The sequence below is a fragment of the Paenibacillus sp. FSL R7-0302 genome (genome assembly GCF_038006885.1).
Taxonomy (GTDB): Bacteria; Bacillota; Bacilli; order Paenibacillales; family Paenibacillaceae; genus Paenibacillus_AQ.
Genome location: NZ_JBBOWB010000001.1, coordinates 4,724,180 through 4,741,305 on the forward strand (window position 1 = coordinate 4,724,180; position 17,126 = coordinate 4,741,305).

Genomic DNA, 17,126 nt, shown 5'->3' on the forward strand with positions numbered 1-17,126 from the left:
TCGCGGTAGAAATCCGGTGACTGCTGATGCTTCCGAAGCGAGCTTTCCTGCGGAAAGCTCTCAGGCGGACGCTACCGCTCCTACAGCTCCAAAATTCCCCTCCGCCACTTTTCCCAAAATTTATGTTTTCAAGTTCAAACTATATAGCTTAGGGATGGGGAATAGAAAGATAAGATCATACAGAGCCCGTGCGGGCTTTTTCAAGGAGGTTAAAAAAATGAAGCAAAAGCTATATTACGGTGCCGCGTGGTACCCGGAGCTATGGGGGGAGGCTGAGCGGCAGCAGGATCTTCGGCTCATGCAGGAGACAGGCATTAATCTGGTACGTATGGGCGAGTTCATCTGGTCGCTGCTGGAGCCGGAGGAAGACTCCATCGATGTCAGGCCGTTCGCTGAGCATATCCTTAAGTTGCATGATTACGGAATCGATACGGTCATGTGTACGCCGACCGCGACCCCGCCGGTCTGGCTGACCCACGGGCACCCGGAGCGTCTGCACATCCGGGCAGACGGCGCGGTCATGAGCCACGGGTCCAGACAGCATGTCTGCACGAATAACCCTTATTTCCGGCAGCGTGCTGCGCTGATCACGGAAGAGCTGGCCCGGGTGCTGGGGCCGCTCCCCGGCCTAGTCGCCTGGCAGCTCGACAATGAGCTGAAGGCGCATGTGGCGGAATGCATGTGCGCGTCCTGCCGCTCCCTGTGGCATGAGTGGCTGGAGCACCGTTACGGTAGCATCGGCGAGCTGAATGTAGCGTGGGGAACCGGCGTGTGGAGCCACACCTACCAGCGTTTCGATCAGGTGCCGCAGCCGGTGGCTACGCCTTTCCTGCATAATTCATCGCTCGTCACCCAGTACCGGTTGTTCCAGATGGAGAAGGTTGCGGAATTCGCAGGGGAACAGGCGGCGATCATCCGCCGCTATTCGGCGGCTCCGATCACGCACAACAGCAATGTCCCTTTTCATCTGGACAATGAGCAGCTGTTCTGGGAGCTTGATTTCGCTTCGTTCGACACCTACGCCTCTCAGGCGAACAGGCACGCTTATCTGTTGAATTGTGACCTATGGCGCGGGTTCAAGCCCGGGCGGGATTTCTGGCTGATGGAGACCGGCCCGGCCTATGCCGCTTCGCTCACGAGCTACGGCGATCCGCACCCGGACGGCTATCTCACCGCCGAAGCCGTGGCCGCCTACGCGCTGGGGGCAGGAGCGTTCTGCTATTGGCTGTGGCGGCAGCAGCGCACGGGCAGCGAGCAGACGCACAGCTCGATTATCAGCGCCTGGGGCCAGCCTGCGCTCGGCTATGACAATGTGCGCGCAGCTTCCGCCGCCAGGCTGCGGATCGAGCCGCACATGCTGAATACCCGGCCGCTCAAGGCCGAGGTGGCGATTACTTATTCGGACCGGGCCAAGGCGTTCCTGGCCACGGAGCCGCACCGGCAGCTGAACTACCGTTCCCTGCTGGGGGACTTTTACAGACGGATTCTCGATCTGGGGATTCACCGTGACCTGCTGCCGGAAGGCGGCAATTTAAGTGGTTATAAGCTGCTGTTCACGCCTTTTGTCCATTATCTGTCACCGGAATACATGGAGAAGGCACTAGCCTTCGCTGAAGCCGGCGGCATCTGGATCGCCGGCCCGCTTAGCGGAGGCCGCACGGCGGAGCATACGCTGCATACAGATGCGGCGCTGGGGGAACTGGAACGCTACGCCGGAGTGAAGACCACCTTCGTCTACCCCATGGAAGGGACCGGCAGCATCGGGGAGGCCTTCGGCCACTCCGCGCCGCTGTCGCTATGGAGCGCGGTCTTCGAGCCGCTGCCGGGAGGAGCTTCCGCGGTCGGCGTCATTACCGAAGGCCGGACGCCGGGCCGGGCCTACGTGACCGAGCAGCCCTATGGCCGGGGAGCCATCGTCATGCTCGGCTCGCTACCCGCAGGCGGCGAGGGCGACAAGCAGCTGTGCGCGCTGATTGAGTATTACGCCTCCCGCGCCGGGGTCACCCGGCGCAGTGATGTCACCCCGGGCACCATCGTCTGCCCCAGACGCGGCACTGCCGGAGACCTGTGGACGCTCGTCAACATGGACGGGCTGGGCGGCAGCGTCACCCTGCCGCGCAGCGGGCAGGATGTGTTGACCGGCGCAGCCATACCCGCCGGTCCACTGTCCATTGGCGCTTATGAATACAGGCTGATTGCCCTGTAGGCCTGACTGGGGGGCTCATTAGCGGCGCAAAGCATCGGAGCTTATGCATTGAATTCGTCCCATCACTCTTGGAGCAAAGTATAAGTTTTCATCCGAGGCGGGCAATCGCGGATAATTGTAGTCTGTACAATTAAAAACAGCAAAAAGAACGTTATTGCTCTTCTAACTGTATTCTGTACAGCTAAATCTTCACGAATAGGTGAGAACCTAGGTACAGAGGGCGAATTAAATGTACGAAATACAACTAAACCGATGATTGGTGATACATCAGACGCTTTAGTTGTACAAAGTGCAATAAAGTATTACTGCACGCACCATAACCGGAGGTTGGTAAGCTCTCAGCGGCACCGGATTACCGGCGGGGCGTGGCATACGCTGGATCGGCTCCTTTTGCAGACAGAGCTGCACCGGCCCGCGTGATCTTTGTTTACCTGCGCACGCCAAGCGTGCATTGCACACAAAAACACCCGGCAGCATCTCCCGCCGCCGGGTGTTTTACTTTTACCATATCTGCTTATACGACAGTCTTCTCTGCTTCTTCCGCCTGCTGGAGCAGCCCGATCTGGTGCAGATGATTCAGCAGCTGCTGGTAATGGTCTGCCTTCTTCTGGACGGTAAGAACCAGCTTACGGAACTGGTCTGTGTCCTGGCCCGATTTCTCCAGAATGCGCAGCAGGTCGCTGTTGATCCGCTCCACATCCTCCATGCTGCTCTCCTGGGACTCCTGGATTTTCTCCAGATGCTCGAAGACCTGCTCCTCCGCGACTATGATTTCATTCATATATACGGTGGACTCACCGATCTTCGCCGTGGTCTCGTTCATCGCGAGCGTTCCATCCCCGGACTTGCTGTGAATCTGCTCCATGACGCGGGTCATTCCTGAGAGTGAACCCATAATCTCCTTCACATGGCTGCGGGTACCGTCGGCAAGCTTACGGATCTCTGTGGAGACGACAGCGAAGCCGCGTCCATGCTCACCAGCCCGCGCCGCCTCAATCGCCGCATTCAGCGAGAGCAGATTGGTCTGCTCGGCAATATCCGTGATGATCTTGGCCAGCTGCTCAATGCTGTGGAAATGCTCCCGCAGATCCTCATTCAAAGCAACGAACTCAGTAAATACCTCCGAGGCCTTCTGCATTTCCGCAGAGATCTGGATATTGGCTTCCTTGGCAAATTCGATCTTGTTGGAGGAGTAGGACAAGCTGCCATACATTTCATTAATCAGATCTTCAGTCTGTCCGTTGTTGGTCTTCAAATGCTCCAGGAGCTGCTGAGTCCCGGCGATTTGGCCGATCATCTCCCCGCCGCCTGCCCGTAAGGCCTCGAAGTCCTCCACCAGTCGGGCCTCTTCCTTCAGGATAGCTCCAGTCTCAAGGCGGATCTGCTCCGCCAGGGCATAAGCATGTTCGCCGTAAGACGCCGTGCCTGAAGCGTGTGCAGACGGTTCTACGCTATCTTTACCGCTGTGAGGTACAGGTGCGCTAGCACCCGTTTCCTCTGCTGCGACTTTTCCCTCTACTATAACCGTTTCTGTTGATGCGACTGTATCCTTAGCTGCGATCACACGCTCTGCCCTGCCCCTCTCCGCCGCCCCGCTTGTATTACCGTAACTTTGAACGCCTGCAGCAGAAGTGTTTCTCCCCCAAGCTGTGCGCAGTTTGCTTAACCACTCCATCCGATTTCAACTCTCCCTTATTCAACCAGCAGCAGAATCATAGTCTGATTGGCATGCTTAGTATAATATTGCTCTCCATAGCTGATGAAGCCTGTAGTGTTGCCGCAGAACCCAAGCATCCTCTCGTCAAAAGCTCCCCAAAGACCGTCCCGTGTAAACAGCTGGTCCCGCAGCGTACAGTTAATATTGAGGACAAACGAAGGCTTGAACGGACTGCCGCCGAGCGTCTCCTCCAGCACTGCCAGCGTATCGGCTGAACTCAGCAGCTCCACATAAGTACTAGACATCATCTGGCTGTAAAAGGTAACAGAGCCGTCTGGATGAACCGCCTTCGGGGAGGCTATGATCAGATCATCCTCGTATCTTTTGCCCAGCGGGCTGCTCAGAAAATGCTCTGCCAGCTCCTTCTCCGGCACGCCCAGGACACGCGCGTATTCTCCGGCTGCAGGCCGCCCGTTGAAGGAATACACCCTTCTGCCGAACACATCGGCTTCTGTCACCAGCAGCGTCTTTCCGGCCGGGACATATATATTCTCTTTGACCAGGGCTGTGCGGGCAGGCATATTGAAATAAATCCCCAGGTTCCGCACCCGGCGGGTTCCTATATAGAGGTAAGTCTCGCCGCGTTCATCATCAGCCGCACTGCCGCCAATCACCTTGAATTGCGGGTCCATGAAGTATAGCGAGGAGAGCAGCATCTCTTCCATTCCGCCTGTGCCGTCACAGAGCAGCATCAGAAAAGCATTTGGATTGCCGCGGACCTTGCGGTAAGCAATCTCCAGCGTACTTGCGCTAAGCACGGGAGGATGCAGAATCTCCACAATATCTGCTATACCGGCTTCGTATTCAAAACCTGTAATTACGCCACTGCGGTAGCCCTGCGGAGTATATTCCCCCTTGGTTGAGCACAAAACAGCCCGCGAAGGCGCATGACGGGATAATTCCCGGACAGCCGCAGCCGCAGCGAACAGCACCAGTCCACGGTTCACATCCAGCTCCTCCAGATGGTTCCTGGCCTCATCCAAGGTGTTAAAAGATACAGCTATCATTATGTATACCAAACCTTCCTTTGCGGAAATTTCTCCCGCATACTGTTACTGAAAAATTAAGCTAACATTTTCAATACTACTCATGTTGAACCTCCACACCCTTAAAAGGGTAGGATTCTTAGCTAGTTAACGGGCGCATACGTTTCCGCTTTGCCCTACTGCTAAGTTAAGGGCGAGTTCATTCGCCCATCCTAGATCAGAGCGTATAGCTATCTAGGCTGGCAGACTGTTACCATCTGCCACAGGTTGACGCATGATGTTGATGGCACCGATCCGATCCCGATGCGCTGTATAACCGCAGTCGCACTGATACGTTCGATCCTTTGCTTTGTTCCGCTCTCCACAAGAGGGACAGGTTTGCGAAGTGTATGCCGGATTCACTTCAACCACTTGGATTCCAGCGAGTGTCGCCTTATATCCGATGAACATTTGCAACTGATAGAACGACCAATGATGCAGGTTTTTAGCGTTTTTACGACTTGTTCTTGTCGTCTTACGAATATCCGTCAGCTTCTAGAAGTCACGACAACAGCAGGCACTTTCAAGCCTAAATCAATCCCCATCACTTCATGACCCTCGGCTGGCTCAGTAGGGCGTTCGATTGAAATTTGAACAAACCATTTCGCTGACTTTTGAACCACGCGCAGAAGTCCAGGCTTCCCATTTGAAAGCATGTCTCGCTCCCGATCCGGCAGAAGCACAGGAACAACAAACCGTTGTACTTTTCCATCCAGGATCACGGGGAAAGAAATGTGGTTGCCCAAAATCGTATAATTTTGATTGTTCACGTAGTACACCCTCTTTTGGAGAAGAGGCCGCTTTTTCGTTTTCTTGAACCGCTGAAATAGGCTTTTGGCGTCTCGAATCACTTGATTCTTTACGGCAGAGGGTAGATTGGCATGAATGGTTTTTGAAGTTAGTTTGGGAAACGTTCCAGACCGTTCGGCTTGCTCCGTTAATTCGTTGACGGTTCGAATGTATTCGCCCCCCATATCCACCAATACAGACGGATGGGTTGGAAAAATGCGGATTTGAATCGTTACGGTTTGCAGGGTTTCACCCCCTCTTTTTTTGTTCTTCAACATATTGTTTGATCGTTTTGCTTGAAACGTTCCCTGCGGTACTGACCAAGTAGGAACGAGTCCAGAGGGAAGGCAAGTGGTTCAAGTGCTTAAATTGTTCACGGAGGCACCGGGAAGTGAAGTGATTCTTTTCAGTTTCACCATAAGTTCTGCGGGAGAATCGGTGGGCAGTACGTTTAGAAAAATATACACATGATCAGGCTTTACTTCCATTGCGAGTAGCTGCCAATCCTGTTCGGCACATATCTCTATAACGATTTGCTTAAACTGAATCACCACTTGATCGACTAGCACTTTACGTCTGTATCTAGAGCAAAAAAACAAAATGATAGTTAATGAAGGATACGGTTGTTTTGGTATTTCTGTAGGATTGTCTCATACCTAAATTGTAGCATTTAAACAATTTAACTACTACAAGAACACGCGCTCATTTAGTACAATTTTTACAACATAAGGATGTTCCTTAAACAAAGACGATTCACCCCCCCCCTAAAGGAGTGGGCTTTCGCGATTAACTTCTGTAAAACCAGAACCGGGTTCATTGTCTGTGAACAATGTCGCAACCTGTGCCGAGTTTCCCTGGAACCAGGTTGAGCTCTTCCTGCAAACCCAGTATCATGAATATATCACAGATCACAGAAAAGAGGCTTCGGCATATGACCTATTCCCAACGCTCCACCCACCCCGCTGCCGCATCCGACTACACGTATCTGGAATATCAGATCGGCATAGCTACCGATGAATTGGCAGTCGCGGTGAAAGCACATGACGAGCCCCGGGCAGAAGCTATCCGGCTTAAGATTGCTGAACTCGAAGACAAGCTTGCGCTGCTTGAGGATTAAGTACAACTACTCTATCCCAACGATGGAAGGAAGGCTGATAGAATGGCGATACGCGGATATTACTTTGCAATGGAAGATGAACTGGTGCAGCAAATTGCCGCAGGCAGCACCCCGCTGGCGAGCTTGAACATAGACAAGTACCCGGGGCTGGATATCGACCGTACCTGGGAGGCGATTCACTACCTGCTCTGCGGTGATATATCGGATGGGCCAGCGCCGCTCGGATATGTGGTCCCGCTGCATTCAGACCAAGGTATTGAGTTCGGGTCATACGGGGCATTCTGCCTGCGTGCCGGACAAGTGGCCGAAGCGCTTGACGCCATCTCCGGACTGGATGAAGCGCAGCTGCGCCAGCAATATGATTTCCGGACCATGGCCGAGGAGGAGGTCTACCCGCTGGACCCTGATACGGTGTCTGTCGATGACGCGGATGCGTTCTTTGCCTACCTGCTCCAGTTCTTCACCGAGATCAAGCGGTTCTACAGCCAGACTGTCGCTGCTGGTAAAGGTATTGTTTTCTATTTGTTTTGAAGCCTGACTCGCCCGCCTGATGGCGGGCTGGACGGGTGAGGTGCACTAATGCACTTCATTTGCTCGTTTCGGCCTCTTCGGCTGAATTCGGGTGCACTTATGCTCCTGATTCCCTTACTCTAGCCCACTTTCGGCGAAATCAAGGGCACTAATGCACCTGATTTGCTCATTTCGGCCGTTTGCGCCAAATTCTGGTGCACTTGTGCTCCTCATCGGCCTCCCTCTTCCCACCTGGCAGCTATTAGAGGGATTTATACACTTGATTTCCTCACTCAGCCTACTTCCAGCAAGATTAGAGGGATTTATACACTTGATTCTCTCATTCAGCCCACTTCCAGCAAAATCAGAGGGATTTATACACTTGATTTCCTCATTCAGCTTACATCCAGCAAAATCAGAGGGATTTATCCCTGTGATTTCACGACGCAGCCACGCTTCCGGCCTACGGTGATCAGGGGAGGAAGGCGGGAGACCGTCTCACCTTCCGCGACCACCTAAAAAGGCTATCCCCGTCACTGCTGACAGCGGGATAGCCAAATCACTCAGTTACTTCACACCATTCTCATTCTAGCTCACCTAGCACAGCCTCACTCAGTTGCCTCATTCTAGCTCACCTAGCACAGCCTCACTCAGCTGCCTTATTCTAGCTCACCTAGCACAGCCTCACTCAGTTGCCTCATTCTAGCTCACCTAGCACAGCCTCACTCAGTTGCCTCATTATAGCTCACCTAGCACAGCCTCACTCAGCTGCCTTATTCTAGCTCACCTAGCACAGCCTCACTCAGCTGCCTCATTCTAGCTCACCTTGCTCAGCCTCACTCATCTACCTCACCCTAGCCACCATCAACCTCGTTCCAGTTCACCCTCAGCCTTGTTCCAGCCTAACAACGCTCCAGATCTGGCTCAACATTCGGCCCGCGCTACTCGCCTTCCGCAAACCATCACCCGGCAGCTTGCGCTTAGACCAGCTTCACCAGGCTGTAATTCTTCTTGCCCTTGCGGACGATGATGAACTTGCCGCCGATGGCATCGTCAGCTGTTATATCCGTCTCCAGCTCATTCACACGCTCCCCGTTGATCGAGATTGCGCCCTTAGTAATATCCTCGCGCGCCTGGCGTTTGGACGGCTCCACTCCCAGGTCCACGAGCCAGTCTACAATGTTCTTGGTCTCAGTGCCCGCTGTGAAGGTCGGCATTTCCTTGAAGCCTTCCTCAATTTCGTCCGCAGTCAGGGAGCGGATATCGCCGCTGAACAGTGCCGCGCTGATGCGTTTAGCCTGCTCCAGCAGCTCCTCGCTGTGCACGAAACGGGTCATTTCCTCGGCCAGTGCTTTTTGCGCTTCGCGTTTATGCGGCTCAGTGGCTACCTTCTCCTCAAGCGCCTCAATTTCTTCCTTGCTCAGGAAGGTGAAGTACTTCAGGTACTTAACCACATCACGGTCATCGGTATTCGCCCAGAACTGGTAGAACTCATAAGGGGTGGTCTGCTTCGGATCGAGCCAGATGGCGCCGCCGGCGGTTTTGCCGAACTTCGTACCGTCAGCCTTCAGCATGAGCGGAATGGTCAGGCCGAAGGCTTTGGCTTCGTTGCCTTCTTTTTTACGGATCAGATCGAGGCCACTCGTAATATTCCCCCATTGGTCCGAGCCGCCGATCTGGAGCTGCACATCCTCATTCTGGTACAGATGCAGGTAGTCAATGGACTGCAGAATCTGGTAAGCGAACTCCGTGAACGAGATGCCGCTGTCCAGGCGGCTGGCGACTACGTCCTTGGCGAGCATCGTGTTGATGCTGAAGTTTTTGCCGAAATCACGCAGGAAATCAATGACGTTCATATCCTTGGTCCAGTCGTAGTTGTTCACCATCCGCACCTGATTGTCGCCATCGGTAATGAACAGCTTCTTCATCTGGGCGCTCAGCGCCTCCACATTCTCCTGCACTTGCTCCATCGTCTGCAAAGAGCGCTCACTCTGGCGTCCGCTCGGATCGCCGATCGTTCCCGTAGCCCCCCCGATCAGAATCACCGGACGGTGACCGGCCAGCTGGAAGCGCCGCAGCATCATGAATGGAATCAGGTGGCCGATATGCATACTGTTGCCCGTCGGGTCCACGCCGCAATACAGCGATACCGCCTTACTCTCTGTCAATTCACGGAGTCCGTCCGCGTCGGTCTGCTGGTTAATGGCATCGCGCCACAATAGCTCGTCGATAATGTTCAACATGTACAGCCCCTTTTGTGTAAGTGATTGTTCTATATCCTTTGGTATCCGTCAAAAAAACAGCAGCCATACCGCATCAGCCTCTGAAGCTTATGCCCGCCACGCACCCAGCCAGCAAATCCGCACAGACAACAAAAAATCGCCCCTTGTCTATTCAGACACAGGGACGATTATCATTAACCGTGTTACCACCCAAATTGCACAGACCTGATGCTGCACGCAGGTCCATACCACTCTCAGGCGAGTTATCGTTCGCTTAGCTCCGCTTGGCATTACCCAAGATACTCCCGAGGCGTAATTCGCAGTCCGCTTGTGTGTACCGGGTTCCATCGACCCCCGGCTCTCTGGGAACAGGGACAAGGCTGCTACTGGCTCGTTCAACGTATACCAACTATAAGATTACAGAAAGTATAGCCGCTCCGCAAAAGGTTGTCAATGCGGCGCACTACCGCAAGTAAACCGCCTGCTCCGGTAGCGAGAAAAATGTTACATGCACCTGAATCCGTGATACATTAGGTAGAGGAAACAACCGTTCTTCAAAGCACATTACATTATCTTAAGATAAAGGAGAGTCAGCAGCTTATGAAGAGTATCGCAGTGTTCTGCGGTTCCAGTGAAGGGGCTTCGCCCGTTTACAAGGAATCCGCTATTCTACTCGGCAAGGAGCTTGCCGCACGTAACATTACGCTGATCTATGGCGGAGCTACTGTAGGCTTGATGGGCGCTATTGCAGATAGTGTGATGCAGGCCGGAGGTCAGGTGATCGGGGTGCTGCCGCATTTTCTGAAGCAAAGGGAGATCGAGCACACCCGTCTGACGGAGCTGATCATGGTAGACTCTATGCACGAACGGAAGCTTAAGATGTCTGAGCTGGCGGACGGATTCATTGCTATGCCGGGCGGCCCGGGCACGATGGAGGAGTATTTCGAGATCTTCACCTGGGCTCAGCTCGGCCTGCATCAGAAGCCCTGCGGACTGCTTAATGTGAATCATTATTATGATCCGCTGATTGCCCTGTTCAGCAACATGGCCCGGGAACAATTCATGCAGGAGAAGCATCATTCCATCATGCTGAACGCTACCACGCCGGAGGGCATTCTGCAGCAGTTCGCAGAGTATACGCCGCCTCCAGTGAAACAATATCTTACAGATGAGCGCACTTGAAAAGTCTCTGCCCTCCTTATAACGCAATATACTATGCGCGAGACTGCAGCTATAGCCTGACCTAAGTAGCCTGCCTGTTCCTGCCAGAAAGAGGTTATACCTATGTCGTTGTCTGCTTTTTCCGGTTATGATGCGCTGGGGCTTGCCGCCCTAGTTAAGGCACGTGAGGTCTCTGCGCGTGAGCTTGTGGAAGCCGCCTATGCCCGGATGGATGAGGTGAATCCGCTGCTGAATGCGGTGGTGCGCACCCGCCGGGAGGCTGCGCTGAAGGAGGCTACGGAGATGCCCCTTGATTCCGGGGCCGGGGATACCCCCCGTCCGTTCGCCGGAGTCCCCTTCCTGCTGAAGGATATCTCCCAGGCGATTGGCGGCGAACCGCTGACCTCAGGCGCTCTGCTGATGAAGGACAATGTGGCGAAGCGGGACTCTAACTATGTGGCCCGTATCCGGCGCGGCGGCTTCATTCCGCTGGGCCATACGAATACGCCGGAATTCGGGCTCAAAAATATCACCGAGCCCCTGCTCCACGGCCCGGCCCGCAACCCCTGGAACCCCGCCTGTTCACCCGGCGGCTCCAGTGGCGGTGCGGCGGCAGCGGTTGCCGCCGGGATCGTCCCGGCCGCCGGAGCCAGTGACGGCGGCGGCTCCATCCGCATACCGGCCTCGTTCACCGGCCTGTTCGGGCTGAAGCCGACGCGCGGGCGCACGCCGGTCGGCCCGGGGATCGGCCGCCAGTGGCAGGGCGCGTCGATTGATTTTGCGCTGACGCGCTCTGTGCGGGACAGCGCCGCGATGCTGGATCTGCTGCAGGTGGTGCAGCCGGAAGCGGCTTTTCAGACGCCGCTGTATCCGGGCGTCTACCTGGACGATCTGCTGAAGCCTGCGCAGCGGAAGCTGCGGATCGCCTTCACCACCGCTTCGCCGGTGGGAACACCGGTATCCGCTGAGGCGGTAGAGGCCGTGCTGAAGACGGTCAAGTGGCTGGAGTCCGAGGGCTATGAGGTGGAAGAGAAGCTGAGCCCGGTCAACGGGGTGCGGCTGATGGACAACTACTATACGATGAACGCCGGAGAAGTATCCGCCATGTTCCTGTCGCTTGAGAGCGCCATGGGCCGTGCAATTAAGGCTGAGGAAGTGGATATTGTCACCTGGGTGCTGGCCGAAGCCGGGAAGCAGGTCTCGGCGGCAGAATTCGTGCACAGTCTGCACGAATGGGATGTAGCCGCTGCGCAAATGGCCGCGCTGATGGACCGCTTCGATCTGTATATTACTCCGGCTAATGCAGACTCCGCCCCGAAGGTCGGAGAGCTGACCCAGACCACGGCGGAGACAGAGGAGCTGATGCAGGTCAGCGGGCTGCCGAAGGATGCGCAGCGGCGGATGATCTATGAGATGTTCGAGCCGAGCCTGACCTACACGCCCTTCACCCAGCTAGCCAACCTGACCGGCCAGCCCGCCATGAGCGTGCCGGTGCATCTTACGGCCGAAGGAATGCCGATCGGCGTCCAGGTCATGGCCTCCAAAGGGCGCGAGGACCTGCTGCTCCAGCTCGCCGCGGCTCTGGAGCAATCCCCGCTGTGGGTAGGGATGAGCGGGAATGCAGGCTTTGCTTGAGACCTGTTCCGCTTCCCTGAATACTATGCAAAGGGCCGTCCGCAGCGTGAAGTAACGCTGCGGACGGCCCTTTTGCTGTGATGTCTGCAGTGGGCTTCCAGAGACTTCTGGGACCCATCAGCCCTCTTCCAGAAAAGTTGCATTGAACTTCCGCAGCAGCTCCCCGAACAGCTGTCCCTCCTCCTCCGACCAGCCCTTTAGCAGTTGTTCGATCATCTCCTGCCGGACCTGCCGGTTCTCCTCCAGACTCGCTTGGCCCGTCTCCGTAATCTGCAGCGAATAAGCCCGCCCGTCCACAGGGTCCGGTACCCGGGTGATGTACCCCTTACTCTCCAGTGAGGCAGCCTGCCGGCTGACCGTAGAAATATCCAGCTGAAACTCATCGGAGATTGCCTTGATCCCGGCAGTTCCTTCACGAGATGCAATGTGATGAAGCAGCAGGTAGGCCGCACGATCCAGATTGCCGATTTTTTTGAACGTGGTAATTGAAGTGAGACGGCGGAACAGAACCGCCATTTCCAGCTCTATTGTCTCAATTGAATGTTTGTCCATGCCGGTTGCCCCTCTTCTCTTTTATTCATTGACTTTACTCTTTCCACTTGTATAATACAAGTATATACTTTCATGATACAACTTATTTCTGCAAAAGCTAATTTTCAGGGGGAACCGGTATGAAAGCCCATGAATTCATGGTCCGTCAGGTGTACAAGGTGAAGCAGGAAGATACCGTACGGACTTTTATTGAGAAATGTATTGCCCACCGGATCAGCGGCATGCCTGTCGTGAATGACCGGAATGAGATTGTCGCCTACCTCAGCGACGGGGATATTATGCGCTATATCGGCAGGCATGAGGATCTGATTGTGGATTCTTTTTTCCAGATTAATGTGTTCGTCGGGGATAATGATCTGTTCGAGGAACGGGCGCAGAAGCTGCTGGGTCTGAACGTAATGGCTATCGCCAAGAAGAAGGTTATCACTGTGCATGCCGAAGAAGATATTGAAGCCATCGCCACCATCCTCGGCAAAAAGCAGATCAAAAAGGTTCCCGTTGAACGGAACCGTGTGCTGGTCGGCATCATCAGCCGCGGCGATGTGATCCGCCATTCCTTCAAGGCGCTGCTCTAGGATGAACAATCCCCTCCACTAGCGCCTGCTTATCCTCATGTGCTGCCAGACCGTCCTGCGCCTCTCCCCGGCAGCGGCTACAAGTTCGAAATGGCGCTTACGCTCTCCTTGTGATAGTTGCGGCACCCTGCTTTTTATGTCATTGTTGAAGCAGATGTAGTCCATTCGTCAGGTATAGTCTTTTCATAAGGAGAGAACCATCTGTGCTGCCTATTCATGAAGTCATCGCCAATCCCAAAGCCAAAGAGATCTATTTCACGGTCAGAAAACACGGTACCGTCTCCAAGCAGACCCTGCTGGACGAAAGCGGGCTGACCATAAGCACGTTAACACGCATCCTAGATGAACTGTTGTCCCAGGAGCTTCTGGTTGAGGTCGGCTTCGGCGAATCCACCGGAGGACGCCGCCCTACCCTCTATGAGACGAATCCATCTTACGCTTATCTGCTCGGACTGGAGATCTCCCGGACCCATGCCAAGCTTGTGCTGACGGACTTTCATCTGCGCTTGCTGGGCGAGCATACCTGGAGCATGGATGCAGGGCTTACCCCCGAGCTTCTCATGGAGTCGCTTCATAGACAAGGCTTACAGATGCTTGACGCAGCCTCTGTCCAGCTCAGCCGGGTCGCCGGTCTTGGCATCGGCGCGGTTGGTCCGCTGGATCGTACAGCCGGAGTCATCCTGAATCCGGCCCGCTTTCCTGCAGAGGGCTGGTCACAAGTACATATCAAGGAACAGCTGGAGCAGCGCCTGGGGGTGCCTGTCTATCTGGATAATGGAGCCAATACTGCACTGCTCGGCGAGTACTGGGCCGGCAGCAACCGGATGCAGCAGCACCTTCTCTATCTTCATGCCGGAATCGGCCTGCGCTCCGCTATTATGAACGATGGGCGGCTGCTCTACGGCATAATCGATACCGAGGGAGCGGTCGGGCAGATGATCATTGACCGCGCGGGAGTGCCGCCGCAGATCCCCGGCGGTAATGCCGGGGCCTGGGAGAGCTATGTGTCGGTGCGAACGCTGGAGGGGCAGGCCCGCGAGGCCTGGCGGCTGGGCAGCAGCACAAGCCTCCGTGCTCTGGCAGAGCATGCGGAGGCTTTAGAATTCGTCCATCTGCTGGAAGCGCTCCAGGAGCGCGATCCAGTGATGATCAGGTTATTCGAAGAGATGGCGGTATCCTGCGGCATCGGGCTGGCGAATCTGATCAATATTTTGCATCCCGAGGAAGTTATTCTCGGCGGCCCGCTGTTCCTCGCGGCAGATTTCTACGAGACAGCCACGCGGATCGCTCTGGAGCGGACCTACTACCGCGGACAATATAACGTCCGCTTCACCCGGAGCAGCCTGGGCGAGCGCGCAGTTGCAACAGGCGCATGTGCGCTGGTGCTGCACCAGTTGACGAGCTGAGGGTGCTGCACATGTTGCTCCAGCAGTTGACGGGCTGACCGGATGCCAGCCGCTCCCGCTATGGTGCATTTATACACCTTATTTCCGCCCTGCGCCCGCTTTCGGCTGAATCTGGTGTATTTATACACCTCATTCCCGCTCTGCGCCCACTTTCGGCTGGATCTGGTGTATTTATACACCTTATTCCCGCTCTGCGCCCACTTTCGGCTGAATCAGGTGTATTTATACCAATGTCATTAAGATAAGTTCAAAGATAAGTTTGGAATTAATAAAGAGAATCCAAAACGGTATGGGGAAACGTCCTATGCCGTTTGTTTTTGGTGTAAGGAAGGAAAAAAGCGCATAGCAAACAAAGCGGATGGAAGATCCACTTAAAAAAATGTTCATGCGAACCGAATTATGCTACTCTGTAGACGAAGCTAATGGCGGATTTGCTACGTATTCTGCGTGTATTCCTTTGCCCAGGACGGGTGAGACGAATCGGCAAAATATTTTTGCGAATCAAAGCTTCCACATCAGGCGGGGGTCCATCGCCCTTGGAGCGCAGGAAATGTCTACAGACGTGAACGGCCACCGTGAAGTTGACTTGGTAGAGGTGCCGTTTATCCTTTTGGGAAATGACTACGTGCGAGGTAATCATTTCAGCGAAATTGTAGAGGATCATTCTTGCGAATATCTCTTGGGTAATGGACTCTTGCTTCTTTGCGTGAAAATGGGTCAGACCGATGGTGTATTTTAAGGCCCGGAAAGAGGTCTCAATCCCCCATCGCAGGTGATACAGTTCCCGGAGTTCATCCGGTGAGAATTCAGCAGCCGGTAGATTGGTAATGACGGTTTCATAATCGCCACTGGGCAGGAGGAAACGAACCACCCGAAAGGAAATCGGGTAAAACAGGTTCTTTTGCATGTCCAGAAAATCAAAGCTAGAGGTGGCCGGAAGAATTTTATAGATTTCGGGGTGATCCCTGAACGCTTTCGTTCGTTTTTTAGTCAGCGTCAGGTGAATCTCCTGATCAAACGCCCCTTCAAAGGTCAAGTGCAAGCCCGAAAGAATGCCATTCGAATGCAAATCCTTGACCCGTATGACGTACTTCCATCCTTTCCGTTCCAGATGCGCGAACGTATTGTAGCTTTCCAATCCTCGATCCGCCAACACAATGACGTTCCCCTGAATAGGGGACCGATCCACCATCGTGGACAGCGCCCTTCCTTCGTTGCGCAGCTTTCGAGGTTGAAGGATGGCGTCCACGTAAAGCCGGTTACAGAGGTCATAAGCAGCGTTCAAGTGCAGAAGGTTAAAGCCTTTCGAGTGGGGCTGACTTTGAGAATAGGTCAACGGGTCCGCAGGATCTGTTGCAATATGCAGATCGGAACCGTCAATGGCCAATAATCGATAGCCTCGATAATCCTTGAATTCCGTATGGGACGCGGTAAAGGTGTGAAACAAAGATTCGACCGCAGACGGCAAAATTTTATTTCTTTGCTGAACAAAAGCAGAAGAAGTTGCGGTGTTAACGTCATAGCCCTGCGATTCCAACAGTTCCTTATAGAGGCTGTTGCCGCCCATAAAGATCAGGGTTTGCATAACCATTTCAAAGGGTAGTTTTTTCGTTCGGGTAAAATCCTTTCCCGGGTTTCTGACGTAAGGCGCGGGGGCAGCCGCCATCTCACGGATGAGAGATGTCAGTCTGTCTTTCAGCGAATTTGCATAAGCATTCATTGGCGTAACCTCCTCGTTTTTTCAAGGGGCTTCGCCACACGTTTTCTACGGATTGTCAAGATTTTTTTGTGCAAAAAAAGAGCAGGCTATCTTTTCGATAACCTGCCTTTTTCTTGTTTTTGGCTCTATATCTTAACTTAATGACATTGGTATTTATACACCTCATTTCCGCCCTGCGCCCACTTCCGGCTGAATCTGGTGTATTTATACACCTCATTTCCGCCCTGCGCCTGCTTTCGGCTGGATCTGGTGTATTTATACACCTCATTCCCGCCCTGCGCCTGCTTCCGGCTGGATCTGGTGCATTTATACACCTCATTTCCGCCCTGCGCCTGCTTCCGGCCGAATCAGGTGCATTTGTACACTTCAGCCCGCTTACGGTGCTGGTTGTCTCCGGCATTGTTGCACTTTTTGCACAATCTCCGCGCAAGTCGCTCCTAGTAAGCCGCATTGTTGCACCTTTTGCAGGATTTCTCTAAATTGGTTACTGG

The 17,126-nt window shown here is 54.2% G+C and carries 15 protein-coding genes and 1 pseudogene; 8 read left to right on the forward strand and 8 right to left on the reverse strand.

The window, feature by feature from the left end:
* Window positions 1-217: 217 nt before the first annotated feature.
* Window positions 218-2,206: a beta-galactosidase gene (locus tag MKY96_RS20365; RefSeq protein WP_340942764.1), complete on the forward strand. Its 1,989-nt coding sequence runs from the start codon at window positions 218-220 to the stop codon at window positions 2,204-2,206.
* 514 nt (window positions 2,207-2,720) lie between these two features.
* On the opposite strand, the gene MKY96_RS20370 is transcribed toward MKY96_RS20365, so the two are convergent.
* From MKY96_RS20370 to tnpA, 5 genes and pseudogenes are all read right to left on the reverse strand, one after another.
* Window positions 2,721-3,881: a methyl-accepting chemotaxis protein gene (locus MKY96_RS20370; RefSeq protein ID WP_340942766.1), complete on the reverse strand. Its 1,161-nt coding sequence runs from the start codon at window positions 3,879-3,881 to the stop codon at window positions 2,721-2,723.
* A gap of 17 nt (window positions 3,882-3,898) precedes the next feature.
* Window positions 3,899-4,930, reverse strand: a complete 1,032-nt coding sequence (locus tag MKY96_RS20375; protein WP_340942768.1) for an FIST signal transduction protein — start codon at window positions 4,928-4,930, stop codon at window positions 3,899-3,901.
* 213 nt (window positions 4,931-5,143) lie between these two features.
* On the reverse strand, window positions 5,144-5,440 hold the full coding sequence (locus MKY96_RS20380) for a transposase (protein ID WP_340944667.1): 297 nt from the start codon (window positions 5,438-5,440) through the stop codon (window positions 5,144-5,146).
* Window positions 5,437-6,015, reverse strand: coding sequence for a hypothetical protein (locus MKY96_RS20385; protein WP_340942770.1), 579 nt, complete (start codon window positions 6,013-6,015; stop codon window positions 5,437-5,439). The genes MKY96_RS20380 and MKY96_RS20385 overlap by 4 nt, the downstream gene beginning before the upstream one ends.
* Window positions 5,987-6,391: pseudogene (gene tnpA, locus MKY96_RS20390) on the reverse strand (IS200/IS605 family transposase). The gene MKY96_RS20385 and the pseudogene tnpA overlap by 29 nt, the downstream one beginning before the upstream one ends.
* A gap of 277 nt (window positions 6,392-6,668) precedes the next feature.
* Here tnpA and MKY96_RS20395 point away from each other — a divergent pair.
* Entirely contained in the window at window positions 6,669-6,854 is a 186-nt protein-coding gene (locus MKY96_RS20395; RefSeq protein ID WP_340942771.1) for a hypothetical protein, read from the forward strand.
* Between the two features lie 42 nt (window positions 6,855-6,896).
* Window positions 6,897-7,385 carry a YfbM family protein gene (locus MKY96_RS20400; protein ID WP_340942774.1) on the forward strand — a complete coding sequence of 163 codons (489 nt, stop codon included), beginning with the start codon at window positions 6,897-6,899 and terminating at the stop codon, window positions 7,383-7,385.
* A gap of 959 nt (window positions 7,386-8,344) precedes the next feature.
* Here MKY96_RS20400 and tyrS read toward each other — a convergent pair.
* Window positions 8,345-9,604 (reverse strand): tyrosine--tRNA ligase, encoded by a 1,260-nt coding sequence (tyrS, locus tag MKY96_RS20405; protein WP_340944668.1) that lies wholly within the window; start codon window positions 9,602-9,604, stop codon window positions 8,345-8,347.
* Window positions 9,605-10,186: 582 nt separating this feature from the next.
* On the opposite strand from tyrS, the gene MKY96_RS20410 reads away from it, so the two are divergent.
* Window positions 10,187-10,768: an LOG family protein gene (locus MKY96_RS20410; RefSeq protein WP_340942776.1), complete on the forward strand. Its 582-nt coding sequence runs from the start codon at window positions 10,187-10,189 to the stop codon at window positions 10,766-10,768.
* Between the two features lie 102 nt (window positions 10,769-10,870).
* Window positions 10,871-12,382, forward strand: a complete 1,512-nt coding sequence (locus MKY96_RS20415; protein WP_340942779.1) for an amidase — start codon at window positions 10,871-10,873, stop codon at window positions 12,380-12,382.
* A gap of 117 nt (window positions 12,383-12,499) precedes the next feature.
* Here MKY96_RS20415 and MKY96_RS20420 read toward each other — a convergent pair whose 3' ends face one another.
* Window positions 12,500-12,934, reverse strand: a complete 435-nt coding sequence (locus MKY96_RS20420) for a MarR family winged helix-turn-helix transcriptional regulator (protein WP_076079684.1) — start codon at window positions 12,932-12,934, stop codon at window positions 12,500-12,502.
* A gap of 119 nt (window positions 12,935-13,053) precedes the next feature.
* Between MKY96_RS20420 and MKY96_RS20425 the strand changes: the two genes are divergently transcribed.
* Together MKY96_RS20425 and MKY96_RS20430 are read left to right on the forward strand one after the other, a co-directional pair.
* Window positions 13,054-13,509, forward strand: a complete 456-nt coding sequence (locus tag MKY96_RS20425) for a CBS domain-containing protein (RefSeq protein WP_340942781.1) — start codon at window positions 13,054-13,056, stop codon at window positions 13,507-13,509.
* 203 nt (window positions 13,510-13,712) lie between these two features.
* Window positions 13,713-14,915, forward strand: a complete 1,203-nt coding sequence (locus MKY96_RS20430; RefSeq protein ID WP_340942783.1) for an ROK family protein — start codon at window positions 13,713-13,715, stop codon at window positions 14,913-14,915.
* Between the two features lie 397 nt (window positions 14,916-15,312).
* Here the strand turns inward: MKY96_RS20430 and MKY96_RS20435 are convergent, their stop codons facing one another.
* On the reverse strand, window positions 15,313-16,635 hold the full coding sequence (locus tag MKY96_RS20435) for an IS4 family transposase (protein ID WP_076086935.1): 1,323 nt from the start codon (window positions 16,633-16,635) through the stop codon (window positions 15,313-15,315).
* 119 nt (window positions 16,636-16,754) lie between these two features.
* Between MKY96_RS20435 and MKY96_RS20440 the strand changes: the two genes are divergently transcribed.
* Window positions 16,755-17,114, forward strand: a complete 360-nt coding sequence (locus tag MKY96_RS20440) for a hypothetical protein (protein WP_340942784.1) — start codon at window positions 16,755-16,757, stop codon at window positions 17,112-17,114.
* Window positions 17,115-17,126: the final 12 nt, after the last annotated feature.

Coding starts and splice junctions, on each gene's coding strand:
- MKY96_RS20375 (WP_340942768.1), bottom strand. CDS start 4,930: ATGATAGCTGTATCTTTTAACACCTTGGATGAGGCCAGGAACCATCTG.
- MKY96_RS20400 (WP_340942774.1), top strand. CDS start 6,897: ATGGCGATACGCGGATATTACTTTGCAATGGAAGATGAACTGGTGCAG.
- MKY96_RS20415 (WP_340942779.1), top strand. CDS start 10,871: ATGTCGTTGTCTGCTTTTTCCGGTTATGATGCGCTGGGGCTTGCCGCC.
- MKY96_RS20370 (WP_340942766.1), bottom strand. CDS start 3,881: ATGGAGTGGTTAAGCAAACTGCGCACAGCTTGGGGGAGAAACACTTCT.
- MKY96_RS20385 (WP_340942770.1), bottom strand. CDS start 6,015: ATGTTGAAGAACAAAAAAAGAGGGGGTGAAACCCTGCAAACCGTAACG.
- MKY96_RS20395 (WP_340942771.1), top strand. CDS start 6,669: ATGACCTATTCCCAACGCTCCACCCACCCCGCTGCCGCATCCGACTAC.
- MKY96_RS20420 (WP_076079684.1), bottom strand. CDS start 12,934: ATGGACAAACATTCAATTGAGACAATAGAGCTGGAAATGGCGGTTCTG.
- MKY96_RS20365 (WP_340942764.1), top strand. CDS start 218: ATGAAGCAAAAGCTATATTACGGTGCCGCGTGGTACCCGGAGCTATGG.
- MKY96_RS20435 (WP_076086935.1), bottom strand. CDS start 16,635: ATGAATGCTTATGCAAATTCGCTGAAAGACAGACTGACATCTCTCATC.
- MKY96_RS20425 (WP_340942781.1), top strand. CDS start 13,054: ATGAAAGCCCATGAATTCATGGTCCGTCAGGTGTACAAGGTGAAGCAG.
- MKY96_RS20410 (WP_340942776.1), top strand. CDS start 10,187: ATGAAGAGTATCGCAGTGTTCTGCGGTTCCAGTGAAGGGGCTTCGCCC.